Source organism: Streptococcus cristatus (assembly GCF_003943815.1).
Taxonomy (GTDB): domain Bacteria; phylum Bacillota; class Bacilli; order Lactobacillales; family Streptococcaceae; genus Streptococcus; species Streptococcus cristatus_F.
In genome coordinates this window covers 116,960-136,683 of the sequence record NZ_RJNA01000003.1, presented here as the reverse complement: position 1 = coordinate 136,683, position 19,724 = coordinate 116,960, and the positions used below count along the sequence as shown (strand labels likewise).

Genomic DNA, 19,724 nt, shown 5'->3' with positions numbered 1-19,724 from the left:
TTAGTCGAAAAATTCTTTTAATTTCTTTACAATATCCCGCTGCGACAGCATTTCTAGAGATGCCAGCTGGTTTAGATTTTGCTGGATTTGCCGACCGTAGCGCTTGGTTGAAATACGCTTGTCTAGAAGAATAACCGCCGACTTCTGACGTTCATTGCGACGGGTTCGCCCCATAGCCTGCTTCAATCGTAAAATAGCTGACGGCAACTGATAATCGTAAAAAGGATTTTTGCCTTCTGCCTTCAGATGATGATTGATTTTTTGAACAAAGAAATCTTTGGGATTATCAAAAGGAATACGCGTGATGAGCTGAATGATTTGCTCTTGCTGAGCCAAATCCGCTCCTTCCCAGAAACTGCCTGCTCCTAGCAAGATGGGTGCCTCTCCCTTGTCAAAACGTCGCTTGATATTGGCTGGCTCGCCGTTCTTATACTGGGCCAAATGCGGCATGGTCAGCTGGTCTGAAGTGGCCAGCAATAAATCCTTGGAGGTAAAGAGAACCACCATCGGCAGATCCAGTGGAGCTAAACTCTCTAAGCTTGCAACAATCCTCTCAGCGTATTCCTGCGTTGATAACTCCACCACATCTGGAAAATCTAGATCTAAAAAAAGTTTCTGCAGGGGCTTCTTTTGCTGAGGAAGTTTATAAAAATGATAATCCTCAAAACCTAGTAACTGAGGTAAATTCACCTTGGAACTAATCTCCAAAGTAGAGGAGACTAAGATAACCTTAACTGTCTCAGACAGGAAATCTTTAAATCTCATGAGTTCTGAGCGCCCAGCATGAAGCCTTGTCACACGATGATCTGCAAATTGTTCTTCCGTTAGCCAGTAGTATTGGTACTTGGTTGAAAACAATTCCCTGAGCTCTGGCAATAAGCTCTCATCCAGCTCAGACACATCCTGACGCAGCTTGGCTATCTTCTTGGAATCCAATTCACTGGTCTTACCCCGCTGCTTTTCAGCAGCATCTGCCAGTTCAAATTGGATGCTTTGCAAGAGTCTTTCTTGTAAAATCCGTTTTTCTGTCTGCATAGCTTGGCTGATAGTTTGCAATTGCTTGGTCAAATTGATACTGGCCTGCGAAAAACTTTCCAAGGCAAAAAACATTTTCTGAGCCTCGTCCACCACCAGCATCCGATTGTCCAGCAAAGACTGGTCATCTTCAAGGCGCGTCAAAAGATAAGCATGATTGGTAATCACGACACGACTGCTAGCTGCCTTGACCTGCCCCAGTCGCCAAAAATCCTCTTCATAAAAGAACGAATGCTTACTTAATTTCCCATCATGGCGTATCTGGCTAAAATAAGACTCAAAACGATAAGCTTGGCCGATTTCATTTAAATCACCCGTCTCGGTCTCTGTCAGCCAAACCAAAAGCTGCATTTTGCAACGATTAACAAGGCGATTATCATCCAAGACCGTGAGACTTTGATAAAAATGATCTAATTTCAGATAATTTTCGGGACTTTTGAGATTATGAAAGGAGATATGAAAGACTTCCTCTAAGAGTCGGCCTTCCTTTTGCATCAGCTGATCCTGTAAAATCTTCGTCGGAACGGTTACCAAGACTCTTTCCCTACCATGAGCCAAAATGGGCAAAAAATAGCCAAAGGTCTTGCCAAGTCCTGTCTGGGCCTCCAAAAAGCTAGCGGCAGTCTGACTAAGCGCCTCAGTCACATATTGCGCAAATCTCAGCTGGTCAGGGCGCTCGTCCAGCCCCAGCAGATAAAGGTTGGTCAGAAAGTCCTGTGAAAGTTTCTTCTCAGGCGGCAAGATTTTCGGCCTTTTCAAAAAGATGCCATGCGTCTCCTGCAAATCCTGACCAGAATCCTCTGGCATCGACTGAAAAATCTCTTCGATCGCTAGCCGTGACTCATAGATGAGACTATCGGAAAATTCCAGAACCTTCTCTAGCAAAGCCTTTGGCAGTCCAGCCATCTTTTCCTGGATTTTTAGAAATAGCTGAGCTGTCGCCTGAGCATCTGCCAAAGCGGTATGAGCATTCTTCAGAGGAATCTCCAAAAGCTCGCACAGATTCCCCAAAGCATATTTATCAAAAGTCGGATAAAAAACCTGAGCTAGTTCCACCGTATCTATTCTTGGAGTCAGCAGGTCAAAGCCTTCCCAAAAGAGAGCTTCCGCCAATAGATTGGCATCAAATTTGACATTATGGGCGACAAAAATCGCATCCTCAATCAGCTCATAAACCTCACGGGCAACCTGTGAGAAGTCCGGAGCTTGACGCAAGCGCTGATCATCCAATCCTGTCAGCTGTTTAATATGCTCATCCAGATCCTCATGCGGATTCACATCTGTTTCATACGTTTGGCAAATCACCCCGTTTTCAATGATGACAATGCCGATTTGAATAATTTTTGCATTGCTGTTCGCACTTGTAGCCTCCAAGTCGATGACAGCATATTTATAGTTCGATTGTGCCATACTGCTATGATTATATCACAAATGCCAGCCTGATACATCTGAAAATAAGCTGAGCCTCAAAATAAATTTTGTGCAAAATTTCTGCTTTTTTGTTACACTCTTTATTGAGAAAACATACACAGAGGAAGCCCAATGAAAGTTCACAAAATTGTCAATCTCATCGCTTTTGAAAATACTTATATCCTTGAAAATGACCGTCATGTTATCGTAGTTGACCCAGGCAGCGACTGGCGGAAGATCCAACGCAAGCTAGAAGAAATTGCTAAGCCCATCACTGCTATTTTGCTGACTCATACGCATTACGATCATATCATGAGTCTGGATAAGGTCCGAGATAACTTTGCCAATCCTCCCGTCTATGTAGCGGAGAGCGAAGCAAGCTGGCTCTATACTCCTACTGATAATCTATCTGGGCTTGACCGCCATGCAGATTTGGAAGACGTCATTCTCAGACCTGCTGAACACTTTTTCGCCTATCACCAAGACTACCAACTGGACGACTTTCATTTCTATGCTGTGCAGACACCTGGTCATTCTATTGGAGGAGTTTCCATTATTTTCCCAGAAGAGCAAGTCGTCCTGACTGGTGATGCCCTCTTCCGTGAGACCATCGGCAGAACAGATCTACCGACTGGTAATATGGACCAGCTCCTTGCTGGCATCCGCGAAGAGTTATTTGTCTTGCCCAAAGACTATCGTGTCTATCCCGGCCATGGAAATGACACAACGATTGGTCACGAAAAGAATTTCAATCCATTTTTCTAATAAACTAATAACGAGGCAGAAATCAAGACTGCCTCATTTTTGATTAGCTCCGAAATGACTATTTCTATATAAGAATGGAAAGAGAAGTCTTTAGAAAAAGGGCAGAAGATTATTCAGCCACCTGACTTCCATGTCATGTCACTTTTTGCTTATTATGATATACTTAGTTCATAGAAAATAAAGGATGGTCTTCATGATGGATAAAAGAAAAATTTTATTAATTCTGCTGGCTATTTCAGCTATACTAACTCTCCTTGGATTAGGCTTTTCTGCTTATAATTTTTATGTTTTTGACAAGCCTTTTCTAAACAGTACCACAAAAGGCCTCTTGTCTGCATTCTTTTTTACCCTCATTATAGTCAGCCTCGGCCTATCGAAAACAAAACGATAGTAGTAATTTATATTTTTAATACAATAAAAAAACAAACACCAAATGATGTTTGTTTTCAATCCGAACAGCCCTTGTAGGCTGTTTTTTTATTAAATCTTCAAGAAGCGTCTCATAGAAATGGATGAACCAAGTGAACCGATAAATATTCCTAGGACTGATACAGCCCCAATCATAGCAGGGACAAATAAGTGTGGCTCAATCATGGAAAGATTTTGCGCAACGAGATTTTTATTCATGGTTTGATAGGCCATATTATAACCAAAATAAACTAAAACTACTGGTAAAACTGAACCTAGCAAACCGATCCAAGCGCCTTCAAATAGGAAGGGACCGCGGATATAGCTATTTTTTGCACCCACTAAGCGCATAATCTGAATCTCACGACTCCGTGAAATAATAGTAATCCGAATGGTATTGGAAATCAGGAAGACTGCAATAAAGATGAGCAAGCCTGCCCCTACCAGTCCCCATACTCGGATAAAATCAGATAAGGCAAACAGTTTTTGCGTATTAGCTCCACCATCCTGCACTTCCGAAACGCCTTCCAGCTTCTTGGCTTCTGCCGCAACGGAATCTACGTATTTATGCTCTGTCGTATCGACAATGTAAGCATCATAAAGTGGGTTTGAATCCCCCTCAAAGACCTTCCATTCACTTCCCATTGTCTCTGTCAGCTTTTCATACTGTTCTTCTTTACTTGAGTAAGTAACCTTTGAGACATGATCCATCGAAGTTAGGGCGTCATAAATCTTATGGTAATCATTATTTTTAACGGTCTGACCTTCTTTAACGATTGTTTTGCTGTTGTCAGCGATGTCTTTACGCATATAGACAACAATACGAACGTTGTTTGAAATATCAGACGCTAGCTTTGCGGTATTTAAAATAACAGAGGCAAAGATAGCAACTAAACTGAGAGTAATCGTAACTGAACTCACAGCTGCGACTGTCATCCAACCATTCCGCTTAAGGCTCTTAAGCGATTCAATCAAATGACGGAAAAACCTTCTAATCATCGTATCCGTATTCTCCTTCCGCCTCATCACGCACCACACGACCATTTTCGATAGCAATGACGCGGTGACGTAGGGTATTTACAATCTGACTATTGTGAGTCGCCATCAGGACTGTAGTTCCTTGCAGGTTAATGCGCTCCAGCAAATTCATGATTTCCCATGAATTATCTGGGTCCAAGTTACCAGTCGGCTCGTCAGCAATCAAGACCTGAGGATTGTTAACAATGGCACGCGCAATTGCGATCCGTTGCTGTTCCCCCCCTGATAATTCATTAGGGAAGGAACGGACCTTGTGCTTAAGGCCAACCAGATCCAAAACTTCCATGACGCGTTTCTTAATATTTCTACGATGCTCACCGATAACTTCCATAGCATAGGCAATATTCTCATAAACGGTCTTTTTAGGAAGTAGTTTATAGTCTTGGAAAACCACACCGACTCTACGGCGTAGCATTGGAATATCCCGTTTCTTGATTTTTCCCAAGTTAAAACCTGCTACAGCAAGGTTTCCTTTATCGATTTTAATTTCACGATAGAGGAGTCGAATAAAGGTTGATTTACCTGCTCCTGATGGTCCTACAATATAGGCAAATTCACCTGGTTCGATACGTATAGATACACCACGTAGAGCAGTTGTCCCGTTGTCATACTTTTTAACAACGTCTTTCATTTCAATCATTGACATGAATTAGTACAATTCCTTTCATCAGAGTTTTTATCTAGCGATTTCACTCTGTTTTTAGTTGAGTCTCCATTTTAAATAGGCATCAATAAAGCCATCTAAATCTCCGTCCATGACCTTATCCACCTGAGCTACTTCATAGCTGGTTCGATGGTCTTTGACCATTGTGTATGGAGTAAAAACGTAAGAGCGAATCTGACTGCCCCAAGAGATTTCTTTTTTATCTCCCTTGAGCGAGTCGACTTCTGCTGCTTTTTTCTCTTGCTCCAACTGATAGAGCTTAGCCTGCAGCATTTTCATAGCTCGGTCACGGTTGCCATACTGGGTCCGGTCAACGGTAGACTGGACGACAATTCCTGTCGGAATATGGGTTAATCGCACACCAGTTGATACTTTATTGACGTTCTGTCCGCCGGCTCCGCCCGAACGGAAAGTGTCCATCTTAATGTCATCATCACGGACTTCTACTTCAATAGTATCGTCCAATTCTGGCATAACCTCTACTGAGGTAAAGGAAGTATGACGACGTTTCGCCGAGTCAAATGGCGAAATCCGAACCAAGCGGTGAACACCCATTTCTGACTTGAGTAGACCATAAGCATGCGGCCCTTCAAATGATAGGGTCACTGACTTAATACCCGCCTCATCACCAGCCTGATAGTCCAAGACTTCTACTTTGAAGCCCTTGGCATTGCCAAAGCGCGTGTACATCCGCAGCAGCATATCGCCCCAATCCTGAGCCTCTGTTCCACCAGAACCTGGGTGAATTTCAAGAATGGCGTTGTTATTATCATAAGGCTCTGACAGCAAGAGAGTCATCTCATAGCTGGTCATCATTTTCTCAAGCTCGGTCAACTTTTCTTCCAGCTCTTCCTGAACCGAGTCGTCCTCAGCCAGAAAATCAAGCAAGATTTCCGATTCATCAAAAAGCTCGGTCATCTGATGGAAATTCTCATAGGTTTGCTTGAGTTCATTGAGCTCTTGAGATGTCTTCTGGGCTGCAATATTGTCATCCCAAAAGTCAGGTTCTGTCATCTTATTTTCTAAGATGGCAATTTCTTCTTCCAGACCTTCTAAGTCAAAGAGACCCCCTGAAAGAAGCTAATTTTTCACGATTTGCGTCAATCTTTTGACGAATTTCTGAAATGTCCATAAATACCTCTTTTCATATATCGTTTTATTATAACACATTTTCAGACATTTGCCTAATCGGATAATGAAGCACCTTCATTTTATACAATTTTTAGTAGATAGGCAAGAATGGGAGCAGCTTGTTACGGAATTGTTAAAAAAGTAATATAATGACATGGGGTTGGAAGAAGTATCCCGGATTACAAGGTTCTAATAATCTATTTGGGATTCAGATAGAAGTGATACCCTCCATAAGACGCTTAAATATTTTCAAGTTTTTCAAAATATGCTAGACTAAAATCATGACAAGAATCGGATTTATGAGCGACCTCCATCTGGACTCCAACCAGTTTGGAGATTTTGAGCAGCAAACTCTTCGCCATCTTTTAAAAGAGGAAGGGATTGACCACCTACACATTGCTGGAGATTTGTCCAACGATCTGACCAAGATTAGTTTGCCCTTTCTTGAAACTTTGAAGCAAGAGATTCCCCTTTCTTTTAATCTGGGAAATCACGATATGCTGGGACTTTCTGAGCAAAAAATTTCAAACTATGATTTTCAGGTCCAGCAGTTCTGCCGGACCAAGCTCGTCAGCTTTTCTGGCTGGTATGACTACAGCTTTGTTCCAGAAAAAAGCAAGGAAGAACATCTGAGAACCAAGACTAATTTCTGGTTTGACCGCAGATTGGAGCGTCAACTCGACGACCCTAGCATTACAGCTCAGACTCTGCAAGAGTTAGAAAAACTGCTGGCAACTTTAGATGGTCCTATTATCGTTGCTCTGCATTTTGTCCCCCATCAAGACTTTCTATACGACCATCCCTATTTCCAGCGCTTCAACACCTTCCTAGGAAGCCAAGCTTTTCATCGACTCTTTGTCAAATACAGGGTGAAAGAAGTCGTTTTCGGCCATCTTCATCACCGCCACCAAAGCCGTGTTATCGAAGGCGTCCGCTACCATATGCGTCCTCTAGGCTACATCCGTGAATGGAAACTGACTTGGAACTTTTTTAACGACTTTCCTCAGTATCAGATTCCCCAGATGCACCGCCTGCACAAGCGTTATAATGCTGTTAAAGATTTAGTCGAATTTCTAGACTATAAGAAAAAACATCTGGCAGATGAACTGCGAGATGCTTTAACGGTGATTGAAGTTCAGTAATGGAATGTTTGAATAGCAGCTCTCAGCTCATCTGAGAGCTGTTTTTTGCTGTCCAACTGCACATAGACTTCTAATAAACAGGAACGAAAATTGGAAAAAGCAATGAAGTCTTGGTTGCTTTCCAATGGGAAATTCTGTGATTGAAGCCACAGTCTGAATTCATGCTGCAACAGTTTTTCCTTTAAAACAGCTTGATAGAGCACCTGGGCTAAGCGCCAATCTTCATCGTTTCCGAAACGGACTGAAACTCTTTTAAAAACTTGATGAATGACCTCTAAAACCTCTGGCATCCTACTGGAGGGAAAGTCCGGATGACAAGCCACTTCTGTCAATAAGTCTGCTCCATGAGCGAAGGCATGAACCCAACCGTATTTCCTAGAGTATCCTCTTGTGTCTCTTTCTACTGACAAGTAGCTTAACCCCTTATCTAGTAAATAGGTTCTTTCTTGCACTGATAAAGCCTGATAATACAAAGAGTTTGGATTACCATCACAGTTTAAGAGATTAGCATAAAGCAAAGCCGTGAAGGAACGTGTTAAGGTGGCTTGACCATTTTTATCACTCTCGTAAAAAAGTTCTTGTCTTTTGACTGCTTCTTGAGCCAAGAAACGAAACTGTTCAACTGAAAACAAATCAGCCTGAAGTCCCCTTGCCAAGGACGAAAAGACTAACTCATCACGGATTGTCGCTTCTGGATGACCAATATGATCCAGCAACCATAAGATTTCTTCCTCATAATATAAAGGAGAAGCTTCTTCCAACTTCTTTCGTAAATTTTGATACATACTTTCACCGTCCTTTCGAGTTGAACTCTTTGAAGTTGATTATACCCCCTTGTACGCAAAAAAGCCATCCGAAGATGACTTTTTGCTCTTAAATAGCATTCTTGTCCATACCTAATTTACGTTGGATGAACTTAACAATTTCAACAATGATAATCATAGAGAAACTGCCGATCAGGACAACAGCCCATTGGGTCAAATCTAACTTGGTCACATGGAAAATCTTTTCAAGTGGATCAATCACAATGGTTGAAATCAAGAGGATGAAAGAAACCAGAATAGACCAGTTGAAGGTCTTAGACTTGAATGGACCAACTGTAAAGATAGACTGGTAAACAGATTTTACATTGTAAGCATGGAAGAGCTGAATAAGTCCAAGGGTCGCAAAAGCCATGGTAAGAGCGTCCGCATGGATCGCTTTTACATCACCAATATGTACAGGATTAGCAATAGCATAGCCATAAACTGCCAACACTAGAGCACCTTGCAGCAGTCCTTGATAGATGATGGAACTCATGACACCACCAGAGAAGAAGCTAGACTTACGGCCACGAGGCTTGTGAGTCATGACACCTGGCTCAGCAGGCTCAACTCCCAGAGCAATAGCTGGGAAAGTATCCGTTACCAAGTTGATCCAAAGCAGATGAACTGGTTGCAAGACATCCCAACCAAAGAGGGTTGCCAAGAAAATAGTCAGCACTTCAGCTGTATTAGCAGAAAGAAGGTATTGAATGGTCTTTTGGATGTTTGAGAAGACCTTCCGTCCTTCTTCGACTGCAACGATAATTGTCGCAAAGTTATCATCCGCCAGAATCATGTCAGAAGCTCCTTTAGAAACTTCTGTACCTGTAATTCCCATACCGATACCGATATCAGCTGTCTTCAAAGCTGGCGCGTCATTAACACCGTCACCTGTCATGGCAACGACCTTACCTTGGTTTTGCCATGCTTTCACGATACGAACCTTATGCTCAGGAGAAACCCGGGCATAGACAGAGTATTGACCAACAACCTTTTCGAATTCCGCATCAGAAAGTTCGTTGAGCTCAGCACCTGTCAGAACATGGTCTTCCGTATCTCCTGCCTCAATGATTCCTAGGCGCTTAGCAATGGCTTCTGCTGTGTCTTGATGATCACCGGTAATCATAATCGGACGGATACCAGCTTCCTTAGCTACGCGAACCGCTTCTGTTGCTTCGGCACGTTCTGGGTCAATCATACCGATTAAACCAGTAAAGATTAAATCATTTTCTAGATTTTCAGAGGTCAAGTCAGTCGGAACTGCATCAATAATCTTATAAGCACCCGCAAGAACACGCAAGGCTTGGTGAGCCATTTCAAAGTTATTAGACTTGATTAGCTGTGATGTAGCATCATCAATCGCTGCAATATCTCCAGCCTTGTCACGGGAAACACAACGTTTCAAGAGTTGGTCAGGAGCTCCCTTAACTGCCACTAGGAACTTCCCGTCTGGCAATGGGTGAACGGTAGACATGAGCTTACGATCTGAGTCAAATGGCAGCTCAGCTACACGAGGATATTTCTCTAAAAATCCTTTAACATCATAGCCCTTGTCCAAGGCATACTGGATAAAGGCTGTTTCCGTTGGGTCACCAATTAACTTGCCTTCTTGGTCAATCTTGGTATCGTTGGCTAAGACAACCGAACGCAAGAGCGGCAGCTCCAGTCCAAGTTCAATATCTTGGCCAGCTTCATTCAAGACTCCGTCGTAAAAGACTTTTTCGACCGTCATCTTATTCATGGTCAGAGTACCGGTCTTATCTGAAGCGATAATTTCAGTTGAACCAAGTGTTTCTACTGCTGGCAATTTACGGACAATCGAATTACGCTTGGCCAGAACCTGTGTTCCCAAAGCCAGCACGATAGTAACGATAGCTGGCAGACCTTCTGGAATCGCCGCAACCGCAAGAGCAACTGAAGTCATCAGCTCACCAAGCGGATCTTTCCCTTGAATGAAAACACCGACTACAAAGGTCACCGCAGCAATCACCAAGATTGCGTAGGTTAGAACCTTAGATAAGTTATTGAGGTTTTGCTTGAGCGGTGTGTCAGTTTCATCTGCATCTTGCAACATGCCTGCGATATGGCCGACTTCAGTGTACATCCCAGTATTGACAACAACCCCTACTCCTCGACCGTAAGTGACATTGGAGTTTTGGAAGGCCATATTGACCCGGTCGCCGATACCAGCATCAGCAGCTACTGCAACAGTCAAATCTTTCTCAACTGGCACAGACTCACCTGTCAGAGCGGCTTCTTCGATTTTCAGGGAATTAGCTTCCAACAGTCGCATATCTGCTGGGACAACGTCACCGGCTTCCAGTCGAACGATATCACCAGGTACCAAGTCCTTAGAATCTACTTCTGTGACATGGCCATCACGCAGGACACGCGCAGCTGGGCTGGACATAGATTTGAGAGCCGCAATGGCTTCTTCAGCTTTGCCTTCTTGATAAACACCAAAGATAGCATTGATGATGACAACGGCTAGGATAATAACAGCATCCGCAATATCCTCTCCACCTGACGTCACAACAGACAAGATAGCCGCTACCAACAAGATGATAATCATCAAGTCCTTGAACTGCTCAATGAATTTCATCAAGAGAGTCTTTTTCTCTCCTTCTTCCAATTCATTGCGACCGTAGTCCGCCAAACGTTGCTGGGCTTGGCTGCTGGTCAACCCTTGTTCGGAAGCTTCCATTGCTTGCAAAACTTCCTCAGGACTTTGCGTATAAAAAGCTTGGCGCTTTTGTTCTTTTGACAAAATGTCTCCTCCTTTTGATGGGCCTCTTTCAAAATAAACAAAAAGAGACCTGTTGATTAACAAGTCTCGCTATTTCATACAAGGCCGGAAATTTCTTTCGTATTGACGACCTTGTAACGGTAAAACCGTTAGCTACTCCCTTGAGTGTATTTATTATACCAAAATTTTTGTATTTTTCAAGGCAGAGCTGTTATTTTTCAAACTTTTCTTCCGTCCATTCGATTTTCATCTGATAGGAAGCAAAAAGCTGATCATCGTCGGCTCTTTTCAAATCATAGTGAAGTTCCAAAGCCTGATTTTCTACATCTAAGTGATAATGCTGAGTGTCCGTCACAAACTGTTGAGCACCCAGCGGAGTCGGGATGGATACTACATGCTGACCATTCTTGATAAAATGAAGAATGGTTTTTGGCTCAGAAAAGCGGGTCATGGTCAGCTTGTCCTCATTAAACTTCAGAACGACTTTTTCCTGCTCCTCGCTTTGATAAATCAAATAGTTATTGCTCCCTTTTTGTGTCCATTCTACATCATAGACCTGGTCAATCAACTCCATTTGCTCATCTAATTTGATTTGATTTCTCATTCTAATTTTCATTATTTTCTCACATTCCTTGTTTCTTTCTTCTATTTTATCAAAAATTTCTTGAGAATTCTTCCTTTCTACTTCGGGCTTTGAATTTCGCCCACTGAGCATTTATGATATAATAGGATTATGATTGAAAAAGTATTTCGGGACCCGGTTCACAATTATGTGCATGTGGATCATCAGGTCATTTATGATTTAATCAATACCAAAGAATTTCAACGGCTGCGTCGCATCAAACAGCTGGGCACTTCTGGCTATACTTTTCACGGCGGGGAGCACAGCCGTTTTTCGCATTGTCTGGGAGCCTATGAGATTGCTCGACGCATCACCAAGATTTTCAATGAAAAATACAGCAAGGTCTGGGACAGCCATGAAAGCCTGCTGACCATGACAGCCGCTCTCCTGCATGACTTGGGGCACGGAGCTTATTCACACACTTTTGAGCGCCTCTTTGATACTAATCACGAGGATATTACGCGGCAAATCATCACCAGTCCAGAGACAGAGATTCATCAAGCCCTGGTACAGGTTTCGCCAGATTTCCCCGAAAAGGTGGCTAGCGTCATCAACCATACATATCCCAATAAGCAGGTGGTCCAGCTGATTTCCAGCCAGATTGATGTGGACCGGATGGACTATCTCTTGCGCGATTCCTTTTTTACTGGCGCTTCCTATGGGCAATTTGACTTAACCAGAATTTTACGAGTGATTTGTCCAGTAAAAAACGGCATCGCCTTCAAGCGCAATGGTATGCATGCGGTAGAGGACTATGTGGTCAGCCGCTACCAGATGTACATGCAGGTTTATTTCCACCCGGCTAGTCGAGCTATGGAAGTCTTACTGCAAAATCTGCTCAAGCGGGCCAAGTTTCTCTATCCAGCTCAGAAGGATTATTTTGCCCTGTCATCACCCAACCTCATTCCATTCTTTGAAAACAGGGTGACCCTGCAGGATTATCTGGCCTTGGATGATGGTGTTATGAATACCTATTTCCAAGTTTGGATGACGAGTCCGGACAAGATTTTATCCGACTTGGCTCAGCGTTTTATCAACCGCAAGGTCTTTAAGTCTATCGTCTTCTCTCAGGAAAATGAAGCGCACTTGGATATCATGCGAGACCTAGTTGGACAAGTTGGCTTTGACCCTGATTACTATACTGCTATCCATCGCAATTTTGACTTGCCCTATGATTTTTATCGGCCTGATGTTGAAAAACCTCGGACTCAGATTGAAATCCTACAAAAAGATGGTGGTTTGGCAGAACTATCCAGCCTATCTCCTATCGTCCATTCGCTAGCTGGGACTAGACAGGGCGATAATCGATTTTACTTCCCTAAGGAAATGCTAGCAGAGACTGGGCTTTTCAGCGAGAAAAACCAGACCTTTATGCACTATATCAAAAACGACCAATTCACCTACGGAGAATAATATGTCTATCAAATTAGTTGCCGTTGACATTGACGGTACCCTTGTAAATAACCAAAAAGAAATCACGCCTGAAGTCTTCAGTGCTGTTCAGGATGCCAAGGCTGCTGGCGTCAAAATCGTCATTGCAACCGGCCGTCCTATTGCTGGCGTTAAAAAACTCCTAGAAGAGCTAGAGCTCAATCAACCAGACAACTATGTCGTGACCTTCAATGGTGGACTGGTGCAGGATACTGTCACAGGTCAAGAATTGATCAAAGAAACACTGTCTTATGACGACTATCTGGATATCGAGCTACTCGGACGAAAATTAGGCGTTCACATGCATGCCATCACCAAGGACGGCATTTATACGGCCAATCGCAACATCGGCAAGTACACTGTTTACGAGTCCAATCTGGTCAACATGCCTATCTTCTATCGTACGCCTGAAGAAATGGCTGATAAAGAAATCGTCAAGTGCATGTATATTGATGAACCTGAAATTTTGGATGCAGCCATTGCCAAGCTTCCGCCGGAATTGGCCGAAAAATATACACTGGTTAAATCAGCTCCTTTCTATCTGGAAATTGTCAAAAAAACTGTCAATAAAGGAGCTGCTATCCTCCATCTGGCTGAAAAACTTGGCTTGACCAAGGAACAAACCATGGCCATTGGTGATGAAGAAAATGACCGCGCCATGCTGGAAGCAGTCGGCTCTCCTGTTGTCATGGAAAACGGCAGAGAAGAACTCAAAAAAATCGCCAAATACATCACCAAGTCGAACGAAGAATCCGGCGTAGCACATGCTATTAGAGAGTGGGTTTTAAAATAATGTACAGTTACAAAATTGGAATCTCAGCTCAGGAACACGATGTTTTTGTCGCAGCTCATCCGCAGGCCAATCTCCTGCAGAGTGCAGCCTGGGCTCAAATCAAGGACAACTGGGGAAATGAGCGCTTAGGCTTCTACAAAGACGACCACTTGGTTGCTGCAGCCAGTGTCCTGATCAAACCACTGCCCTTGGGGATGACCATGCTTTATATCCCCCGCGGTCCCATCATGAACTATGGTGACCAGGAGCTGCTGGCCTTTGTTTTGGCGTCGCTCAAGAAATTTGCCAAGGAGAAAAAAGCTCTTTTTGTCAAGTTTGATCCCAGCCTCTTTCTGGCAGAAAGCAAGATGGGTGGCGAATTGCAAGATAAAGCCGAGACGGTTAAGCTGATTCAAGAGCTGCAGAAGGCAGGAGCTGTCTGGGTCGGACGGACCGAGTCTCTGGACGAAACCATCCAGCCTCGCTTGCAGGCCAATATACATAAAGAAGATTTCAGCGAGGATCTACTTTCTAAGAGCACTCGACAGGCTATTCGTACAGCCCGTAACAAAGGCATCCAAATCCAATTTGGCGGAGCAGAATTGCTGGATGACTTTTCAAATCTGATGAAGAAAACGGAAAATAGAAAAAACATCCACCTACGCGGCAAAGACTATTACCAAAAACTCTTGGACACTTATCCTGACCACTCCTACATCACCTTATCCAGCATTGATCTAAAGGCACGATTAGAAGACTTGCAGGCTCAGCTGACCAAGACACTCAAAGAAGCAGAGAAATTTACCGAGAAAACCAAGCCCGGCAAGATTGAAAATAACCAGCAAGAACAGAAACGCCTCCAAGAAGAGATTGACTTTCTGCAAGACAAAATCAGCCAAGGTGCTGCTGTCGTTCCCCTGTCTGGCACCTTGGTCTTAGAATACGGCAAGACTTCTGAAAATATCTATGCAGGAATGGACGAGGAGTACCGCCGTTACCAGCCAGCCATCATCACTTGGTACGAAACGGCCAAACATGCTTTTGAGCGCGGAGCTGATTGGCAAAATATGGGCGGAATTGAAAATGACCTCAAGGGTGGTCTCTACAGCTTTAAATCCAAGTTCAATCCGACTATTGAGGAATTCGCTGGTGAGTTTAACCTGCCAACTAATCCACTTTATCACCTCTCCAATCTGGCCTACACTATCAGAAAGAAACTGCGCAGCAAGCATTAACAGAAAGGAAGCCTATGACCTTTAAACTTCTCAGCCAAGAAGAATTTATCCAGCATACCTCAGCTAGCTCCCAACGCTCCTTTATGCAGACCGTGGAAATGGCAGAGCTGCTGAACAAGCGGGGCTTCAGTACCCAGTATATCGGCTACACTGACCCACAGGGACAGGTAGTGGTGTCAGCTGTCCTCTACAGTATGCCTATGACTGGTGGGCTCCATATGGAAATCAACTGCGGCCCTGTCTCTACCGATGCTCAATACCTGACTCCCTTCTATCAAGCTTTGCAGGCTTACGCTAAAAAAGAAGGCGCCCTGGAGCTCATCATCAAGCCTTACGAGACTTATCAGACCTTTGACAGCAATGGCCAACCCACATCTGATGAAAAAGTCGAGCTTATCCAGCAACTGACTGATTTGAGCTTTGACTTTGACGGCCTACAGACAGGCTATCCAGGCGGGGAGCCTGATTGGCATTATGTCAAAGATTTAGCTGGTCTGACGGAGAAAGACTTGCTCAAGTCCTTCAGTAAAAGCGGTAAAGCGACAGTCAAAAAGGCGAACACCTTTGGTATCAAGCTTAAAAGACTGGAACGCGACCAACTCAGCGTTTTCAAAGACATCACAGCTGCCACTTCTGACCGGCGGGAATATGATGACAAGCCACTAGACTACTATCAAGATTTTTATGATAGCTTTGGTCAACAGGCTGACTTTATGACAGCCAGTCTCAACTTCAAGGACTATCTTCAGAACTTACAAAAAGACCAAGAGAAACTGGGCCAAAAAATTCAGAAACTGCAGGCTGACTTGGAAAACAATCCTCAATCTGAAAAGAAGCAAAATCAGCTGCGAGAGCTTTCCAGCCAGTTTGATAGCTTTGAAACTCGCAAAGCAGAGTCCCAAGAGCTGATTGACAAGTACGGCGACCAAGACCAGATCCTGGCTGCCAGTCTCTTTATCTACACCCCTCAGGAAGCAACCTATCTTTTCAGTGGCTCCTATCCTGAGTTTAATAAATTCTACGCTCCAGCCCTACTGCAGGAATATGTTATGACCGAAAGCATCAAGAGAGGCATTCCATTTTATAATTTCCTCGGTATTATGGGAATTTTCGACGGTTCTGACGGTGTTCTGCGCTTCAAACAAAACTTCAACGGCTTCATCGTTCGAAAAATGGGAACTTTCCGTTATTATCCTAACCCTCTCAAGTTTAAGTTGCTTCAGCTCATAAAGAAAATTCTAAGACGTTAAAAAACCAAGGTTTCCCTTGGTTTTTTTGCGTGTTTATTTATAACGAGGTGTCGCAAAACCACGGATATTCCCGTGACCGATGCGGTAAGTGTTGCGTTTAACTACGTTATTGCTGTTGCCTTCAATCGTGTGAATGATACCATTTTCGACTTTTTCGACAATACCGATATGATCAGCCCAGCCATCATTTTGCTGGCTATTTTGATCCCAGTTAAAGGTGATGATATCGCCCGCTTTAGGTGTAGAATTACCATCTTCATTCCAAATACCTAGACGTTTAAAGATGTGAATATGGCGCTCAACACCGCATTCGCGACCGATGAGATCGCTCAAGCCTTCTCTTTGGAAAATAACTGTCGTGAAAATGTCGCACCAGTCATCTGTGTTTTTTACAGCGTAGCCAACTGGCAGCGGTCTGACACTGTTATAATCGTTGACCAAGCGCTGATGCTCAGCACTACCTCCCCTGACACCTACCATTGCAGCTGCCGCCGCAAGAACACGGTCTCGTTGACTAGCTGCCTGAGGACGGTTCACAAAGATAGAGGTCTTTTCTCCACCAGCTCCTTGCAGCTGATTTTGATTATTTAAGTAATACAAGTGAACATTGTACTCGCCTGCATTATTCTTATGGTCACGTGCGTAAACATGCTTACGATAAGTACCATCAGCCTGGCGTTCCGCCGTATACCACTGAATATCATCTTGTCCATTTTGACTGGACCAAGTTGGCAAATAGACAGTTTTGACACCTTCTGGAGCTACAACACCAGAAACGACGATATCAAATTCACCAGTTTCATTGTTTTTATTTTGGATACTGATTTTTCCCTGTGGTTTCTCCCCTGTCGCAATGGAAACCTTAGTTGTTGTGCCACCAACACCGACCATCTTACCGTCGTTTTGGACATAGTACAAGTGGACACTGTAGTCGCCGACAGAATTTTTGTGTTCGCTAGCACGGACGGTGAATTTATAAGTGCCGTCTGACTGTCTTTGTGCCTTGTGCCAGATGATGTCATCCTGACCTTGCTCATGTGACCAAGTTGGAAGTAAGACTTCACGAACACCTTGCGGGCTAGACACCTCGGACACGATCACGTCGAAAGTACCGGTCTTGGGATTGTTGTTGGCAATAGTCAGCTTGCCTTCTGGTTTAGCAACTGAGACCTTAGTCGTTGTGCCACCAACGCCGACCATCTTGCCGTCATTTTGGATATAGTACAAGTGGACACTGTAGTCGCCGACAGAGTTTTTGTGCTCACTGGCACGGACAGTAAATTTATAAGTACCGTCTGTCTGTCTTTGAGCCTTGTGCCAGATGATGTCATCCTGACCTTGATCATTGGACCAAGTTGGAAGCAAGACTTCACGAACCCCTTGCGGGCTAGAAACTTCGGACACGATCACGTCGAAAGTACCAGTCTTAGGATCGTTGTTGGCAATAGTCAGCTTGCCTTCTGGTTTAGCAACGGAAGCAAGACTAACCTTAGTCGTTGTACCACCAACGCCAACCATCTTGCCATCGTTTTGGACATAGTACAAGTGAACACTGTAGTCGCCGACAGAATTCTTATGCTCGCTGGCTCGAACCGTGAATTTATATGTACCGTCTGACTGTTTCTGCGCCTTATGCCAGATGATGTCATCTTGGCCATTCTCATTTGACCAAGTTGGAAGCAAGACTTCACGAACACCTTGCGGGCTAGAAACCTCGGACACGATCACATCGAATGTACCAGTCTTCGGATCGTTGTTGGTAATAGTCAGCTTGCCTTCTGGTTTCGCAACTGAAACCTTAGTCGTTGTACCACCGACTCCGACTAACTTGCCGTCACCTTGAACGTAATACAAATGAACATTGTATTCGCCCGTAGAACCTTTATGGTTGGCAGCATTAACTGTCAGCTTATAAGTTCCGTTGGCTTGCTTCGTTGCAGTGTACCAAACAATATCATCTTGCCCACGCTCACTAGACCAAGTCGGAAGTTTAACTTCCTGAACTCCATGTGGTGCGGAAACTTCGGAAACAACAACATCAAATGTGCCAGTTTTTGGATTATTATTTTGAATACTAATCTTACCTGTCAGCGGTTGTTTGACCAAAGTAGCTCTAGCTGTAAATCTACCAGAGTAGTCAATACTTTGGTCGAAAACATGCTTACCAGAAAGCAGCTGCGCTTGAGAAGTAAATTGCCAAGCTCCTGCTCTGCTATTGTACTTCAAATTTTTAGCATCATTTGCACTCAGCTTAGGTGCTGGATACTGAGCAATCCAAAAATTATCAAGACCAAAGAGAGATGTATTAATTGAACCTTTGTGGCGTAGGTTATTCTGGTCAACCCAGCTAGCGCTCGTGTAATACATCAGATTTGTATATCCCTGCTTGCGCATTTCATCTGCCCAAGCCTGAGTATGCTGGTTGATCCCCGATTGCATTTTAGGATCTTCCATGTCATTGACCATGACTGTATTTTTAGGCAAGGACAGTTTATTAGCAAAAGCAGAATAGTAACGGGCCTCTGCTCTGGCTTCTGCATCACTTGTATAATGCGAGAAGGCATAGGTTGATACTTGCAAACCAGCTGCTTGCGCATTTCGAACCTGAGACTCAGCATAAGGATTTGTATAGTGGGTTCCTTCTGTCAGTTTGACAACGACACCGCCGACACCTTTGGATGCTAATTGGCGATAGTCTTCTACGCTGATATGGCCGTTATGACTACTCACATCCACAAAGGTAGAGCCCTTGATTTCTGCTTGTGAATTGCCACGCGCTGTTTGTCCTGCTGAAGAAGCTGCATTATAAAAAGAAGTACTTCCTTTTTTAGATACAGGACTGGCGCTGATCGCTGGGGAAATCTGCTCAGCCTTTACTGGATTCTGAATCGCTTCAGAAGCAGCTGCCTTTGCTTGTTCACTAGCTATATTTTCTGGTACATTCTCCTTGACCAGACTAGCAGCAGGTGCCAGATTTTCTGGTGCCTTGTATACTGGACTAGCTTCCGCTTTTGCGACCGAGCTTTCTTGTTTGACTTGACGATCTGTGGATACCGCTTCTGGTAAGGCTACCTGCTGAGGTTGATGATCCTTTTCTACTTGAAGTTCTGCCTTAGCTACTTCAGGGTCTGTGGTTGTCGGCGTATTTTCTTCTGCCTGTACTACGTTAGCCGTTGCTGCTAGCAATATAGCTGTACTGGCTAAATAGATAAGTTCCTTTGATTTCACCTTTTATCTCCAAACTTTTAAAAAGCTTGCCACCTTTAAGGCGA

The 19,724-nt window shown here is 43.8% G+C and carries 15 protein-coding genes; 7 read left to right on the top strand and 8 right to left on the bottom strand.

Annotation, left to right across the window (positions count from 1 at the left end; genetic code table 11):
* Positions 1–2,445, bottom strand: a complete 2,445-nt coding sequence (locus D8872_RS02960; RefSeq protein ID WP_125389887.1) for a bifunctional DnaQ family exonuclease/ATP-dependent helicase — start codon at positions 2,443–2,445, stop codon at positions 1–3.
* 132 nt (positions 2,446–2,577) lie between these two features.
* Here D8872_RS02960 and D8872_RS02955 point away from each other — a divergent pair, with 132 nt between their 5' ends.
* Both D8872_RS02955 and D8872_RS02950 read left to right on the top strand, forming a co-directional pair.
* Positions 2,578–3,210: an MBL fold metallo-hydrolase gene (locus D8872_RS02955; protein ID WP_048791760.1), complete on the top strand. Its 633-nt coding sequence runs from the start codon at positions 2,578–2,580 to the stop codon at positions 3,208–3,210.
* A 193-nt stretch (positions 3,211–3,403) separates the two neighbouring features.
* Positions 3,404–3,601, top strand: a complete 198-nt coding sequence (locus D8872_RS02950) for a hypothetical protein (protein ID WP_125389886.1) — start codon at positions 3,404–3,406, stop codon at positions 3,599–3,601.
* Positions 3,602–3,690: 89 nt separating this feature from the next.
* On the opposite strand, the gene ftsX is transcribed toward D8872_RS02950, so the two are convergent.
* The 3 genes from ftsX to prfB form a co-directional block, all read right to left on the bottom strand.
* The gene (gene ftsX, locus D8872_RS02945) at positions 3,691–4,617 is read right to left on the bottom strand and encodes a permease-like cell division protein FtsX (protein ID WP_005589699.1); all 927 of its coding nucleotides are present in this window, start codon (positions 4,615–4,617) and stop codon (positions 3,691–3,693) included.
* Positions 4,610–5,302: a cell division ATP-binding protein FtsE gene (gene ftsE / locus D8872_RS02940; protein ID WP_125379600.1), complete on the bottom strand. Its 693-nt coding sequence runs from the start codon at positions 5,300–5,302 to the stop codon at positions 4,610–4,612. The genes ftsX and ftsE overlap by 8 nt, the downstream gene beginning before the upstream one ends.
* Before the next feature lie 54 nt (positions 5,303–5,356).
* Positions 5,357–6,452 (bottom strand): peptide chain release factor 2 gene (gene prfB / locus D8872_RS02935; RefSeq protein WP_111705360.1). Its coding sequence is split into 2 segments (ribosomal slippage): positions 5,357–6,379 and positions 6,381–6,452, totalling 1,095 coding nucleotides; the frame shifts between segments, so codons are not numbered across the junction.
* Positions 6,453–6,732: 280 nt separating this feature from the next.
* Between prfB and D8872_RS02930 the strand changes: the two genes are divergently transcribed.
* Positions 6,733–7,593, top strand: a complete 861-nt coding sequence (locus tag D8872_RS02930; RefSeq protein WP_125389885.1) for a metallophosphoesterase — start codon at positions 6,733–6,735, stop codon at positions 7,591–7,593.
* Here D8872_RS02930 and D8872_RS02925 read toward each other — a convergent pair.
* From D8872_RS02925 to D8872_RS02915, 3 genes are all read right to left on the bottom strand, one after another.
* Positions 7,587–8,378 carry a DUF2785 domain-containing protein gene (locus tag D8872_RS02925; protein ID WP_125389884.1) on the bottom strand — a complete coding sequence of 264 codons (792 nt, stop codon included), beginning with the start codon at positions 8,376–8,378 and terminating at the stop codon, positions 7,587–7,589. The genes D8872_RS02930 and D8872_RS02925 overlap by 7 nt on opposite strands.
* An 88-nt stretch (positions 8,379–8,466) precedes the next feature.
* Positions 8,467–11,163, bottom strand: coding sequence for a cation-translocating P-type ATPase (locus D8872_RS02920; RefSeq protein WP_125389883.1), 2,697 nt, complete (start codon positions 11,161–11,163; stop codon positions 8,467–8,469).
* A gap of 190 nt (positions 11,164–11,353) precedes the next feature.
* Positions 11,354–11,758 (bottom strand): YwiB family protein, encoded by a 405-nt coding sequence (locus D8872_RS02915; RefSeq protein ID WP_185761370.1) that lies wholly within the window; start codon positions 11,756–11,758, stop codon positions 11,354–11,356.
* 117 nt (positions 11,759–11,875) lie between these two features.
* Here D8872_RS02915 and D8872_RS02910 point away from each other — a divergent pair, with 117 nt between their 5' ends.
* From D8872_RS02910 to D8872_RS02895, 4 genes are read left to right on the top strand one after another with little or no spacing between them, the layout of a single operon-like run.
* Positions 11,876–13,177 (top strand): HD domain-containing protein, encoded by a 1,302-nt coding sequence (locus D8872_RS02910; protein ID WP_125389881.1) that lies wholly within the window; start codon positions 11,876–11,878, stop codon positions 13,175–13,177.
* Position 13,178: 1 nt separating this feature from the next.
* On the top strand, positions 13,179–13,988 hold the full coding sequence (gene yidA, locus D8872_RS02905) for a sugar-phosphatase (RefSeq protein WP_125389880.1): 810 nt from the start codon (positions 13,179–13,181) through the stop codon (positions 13,986–13,988).
* The gene (locus D8872_RS02900) at positions 13,988–15,202 is read left to right on the top strand and encodes an aminoacyltransferase (RefSeq protein WP_185761369.1); all 1,215 of its coding nucleotides are present in this window, start codon (positions 13,988–13,990) and stop codon (positions 15,200–15,202) included. The genes yidA and D8872_RS02900 overlap by 1 nt, the downstream gene beginning before the upstream one ends.
* Before the next feature lie 14 nt (positions 15,203–15,216).
* On the top strand, positions 15,217–16,452 hold the full coding sequence (locus tag D8872_RS02895; RefSeq protein ID WP_125389878.1) for an aminoacyltransferase: 1,236 nt from the start codon (positions 15,217–15,219) through the stop codon (positions 16,450–16,452).
* A 33-nt stretch (positions 16,453–16,485) separates the two neighbouring features.
* Here D8872_RS02895 and D8872_RS02890 read toward each other — a convergent pair whose 3' ends face one another.
* A complete protein-coding gene (locus D8872_RS02890; RefSeq protein ID WP_125389877.1) occupies positions 16,486–19,680 on the bottom strand; it encodes a GBS Bsp-like repeat-containing protein in 3,195 nt (1,064 codons plus the stop codon).
* Positions 19,681–19,724 lie beyond the last annotated feature (44 nt).

Excerpts from the sequence above, each read along its gene's own strand:
- D8872_RS02930 (WP_125389885.1), top strand. The coding sequence starts at position 6,733 with ATGACAAGAATCGGATTTATGAGCGACCTCCATCTGGACTCCAACCAG.
- D8872_RS02925 (WP_125389884.1), bottom strand. The coding sequence starts at position 8,378 with ATGTATCAAAATTTACGAAAGAAGTTGGAAGAAGCTTCTCCTTTATAT.
- D8872_RS02955 (WP_048791760.1), top strand. The coding sequence starts at position 2,578 with ATGAAAGTTCACAAAATTGTCAATCTCATCGCTTTTGAAAATACTTAT.
- D8872_RS02895 (WP_125389878.1), top strand. The coding sequence starts at position 15,217 with ATGACCTTTAAACTTCTCAGCCAAGAAGAATTTATCCAGCATACCTCA.
- D8872_RS02900 (WP_185761369.1), top strand. The coding sequence starts at position 13,988 with ATGTACAGTTACAAAATTGGAATCTCAGCTCAGGAACACGATGTTTTT.
- D8872_RS02910 (WP_125389881.1), top strand. The coding sequence starts at position 11,876 with ATGATTGAAAAAGTATTTCGGGACCCGGTTCACAATTATGTGCATGTG.
- D8872_RS02915 (WP_185761370.1), bottom strand. The coding sequence starts at position 11,758 with ATGAAAATTAGAATGAGAAATCAAATCAAATTAGATGAGCAAATGGAG.
- ftsX (WP_005589699.1), bottom strand. The coding sequence starts at position 4,617 with ATGATTAGAAGGTTTTTCCGTCATTTGATTGAATCGCTTAAGAGCCTT.
- ftsE (WP_125379600.1), bottom strand. The coding sequence starts at position 5,302 with ATGTCAATGATTGAAATGAAAGACGTTGTTAAAAAGTATGACAACGGG.
- D8872_RS02950 (WP_125389886.1), top strand. The coding sequence starts at position 3,404 with ATGATGGATAAAAGAAAAATTTTATTAATTCTGCTGGCTATTTCAGCT.
- D8872_RS02960 (WP_125389887.1), bottom strand. The coding sequence starts at position 2,445 with ATGGCACAATCGAACTATAAATATGCTGTCATCGACTTGGAGGCTACA.
- yidA (WP_125389880.1), top strand. The coding sequence starts at position 13,179 with ATGTCTATCAAATTAGTTGCCGTTGACATTGACGGTACCCTTGTAAAT.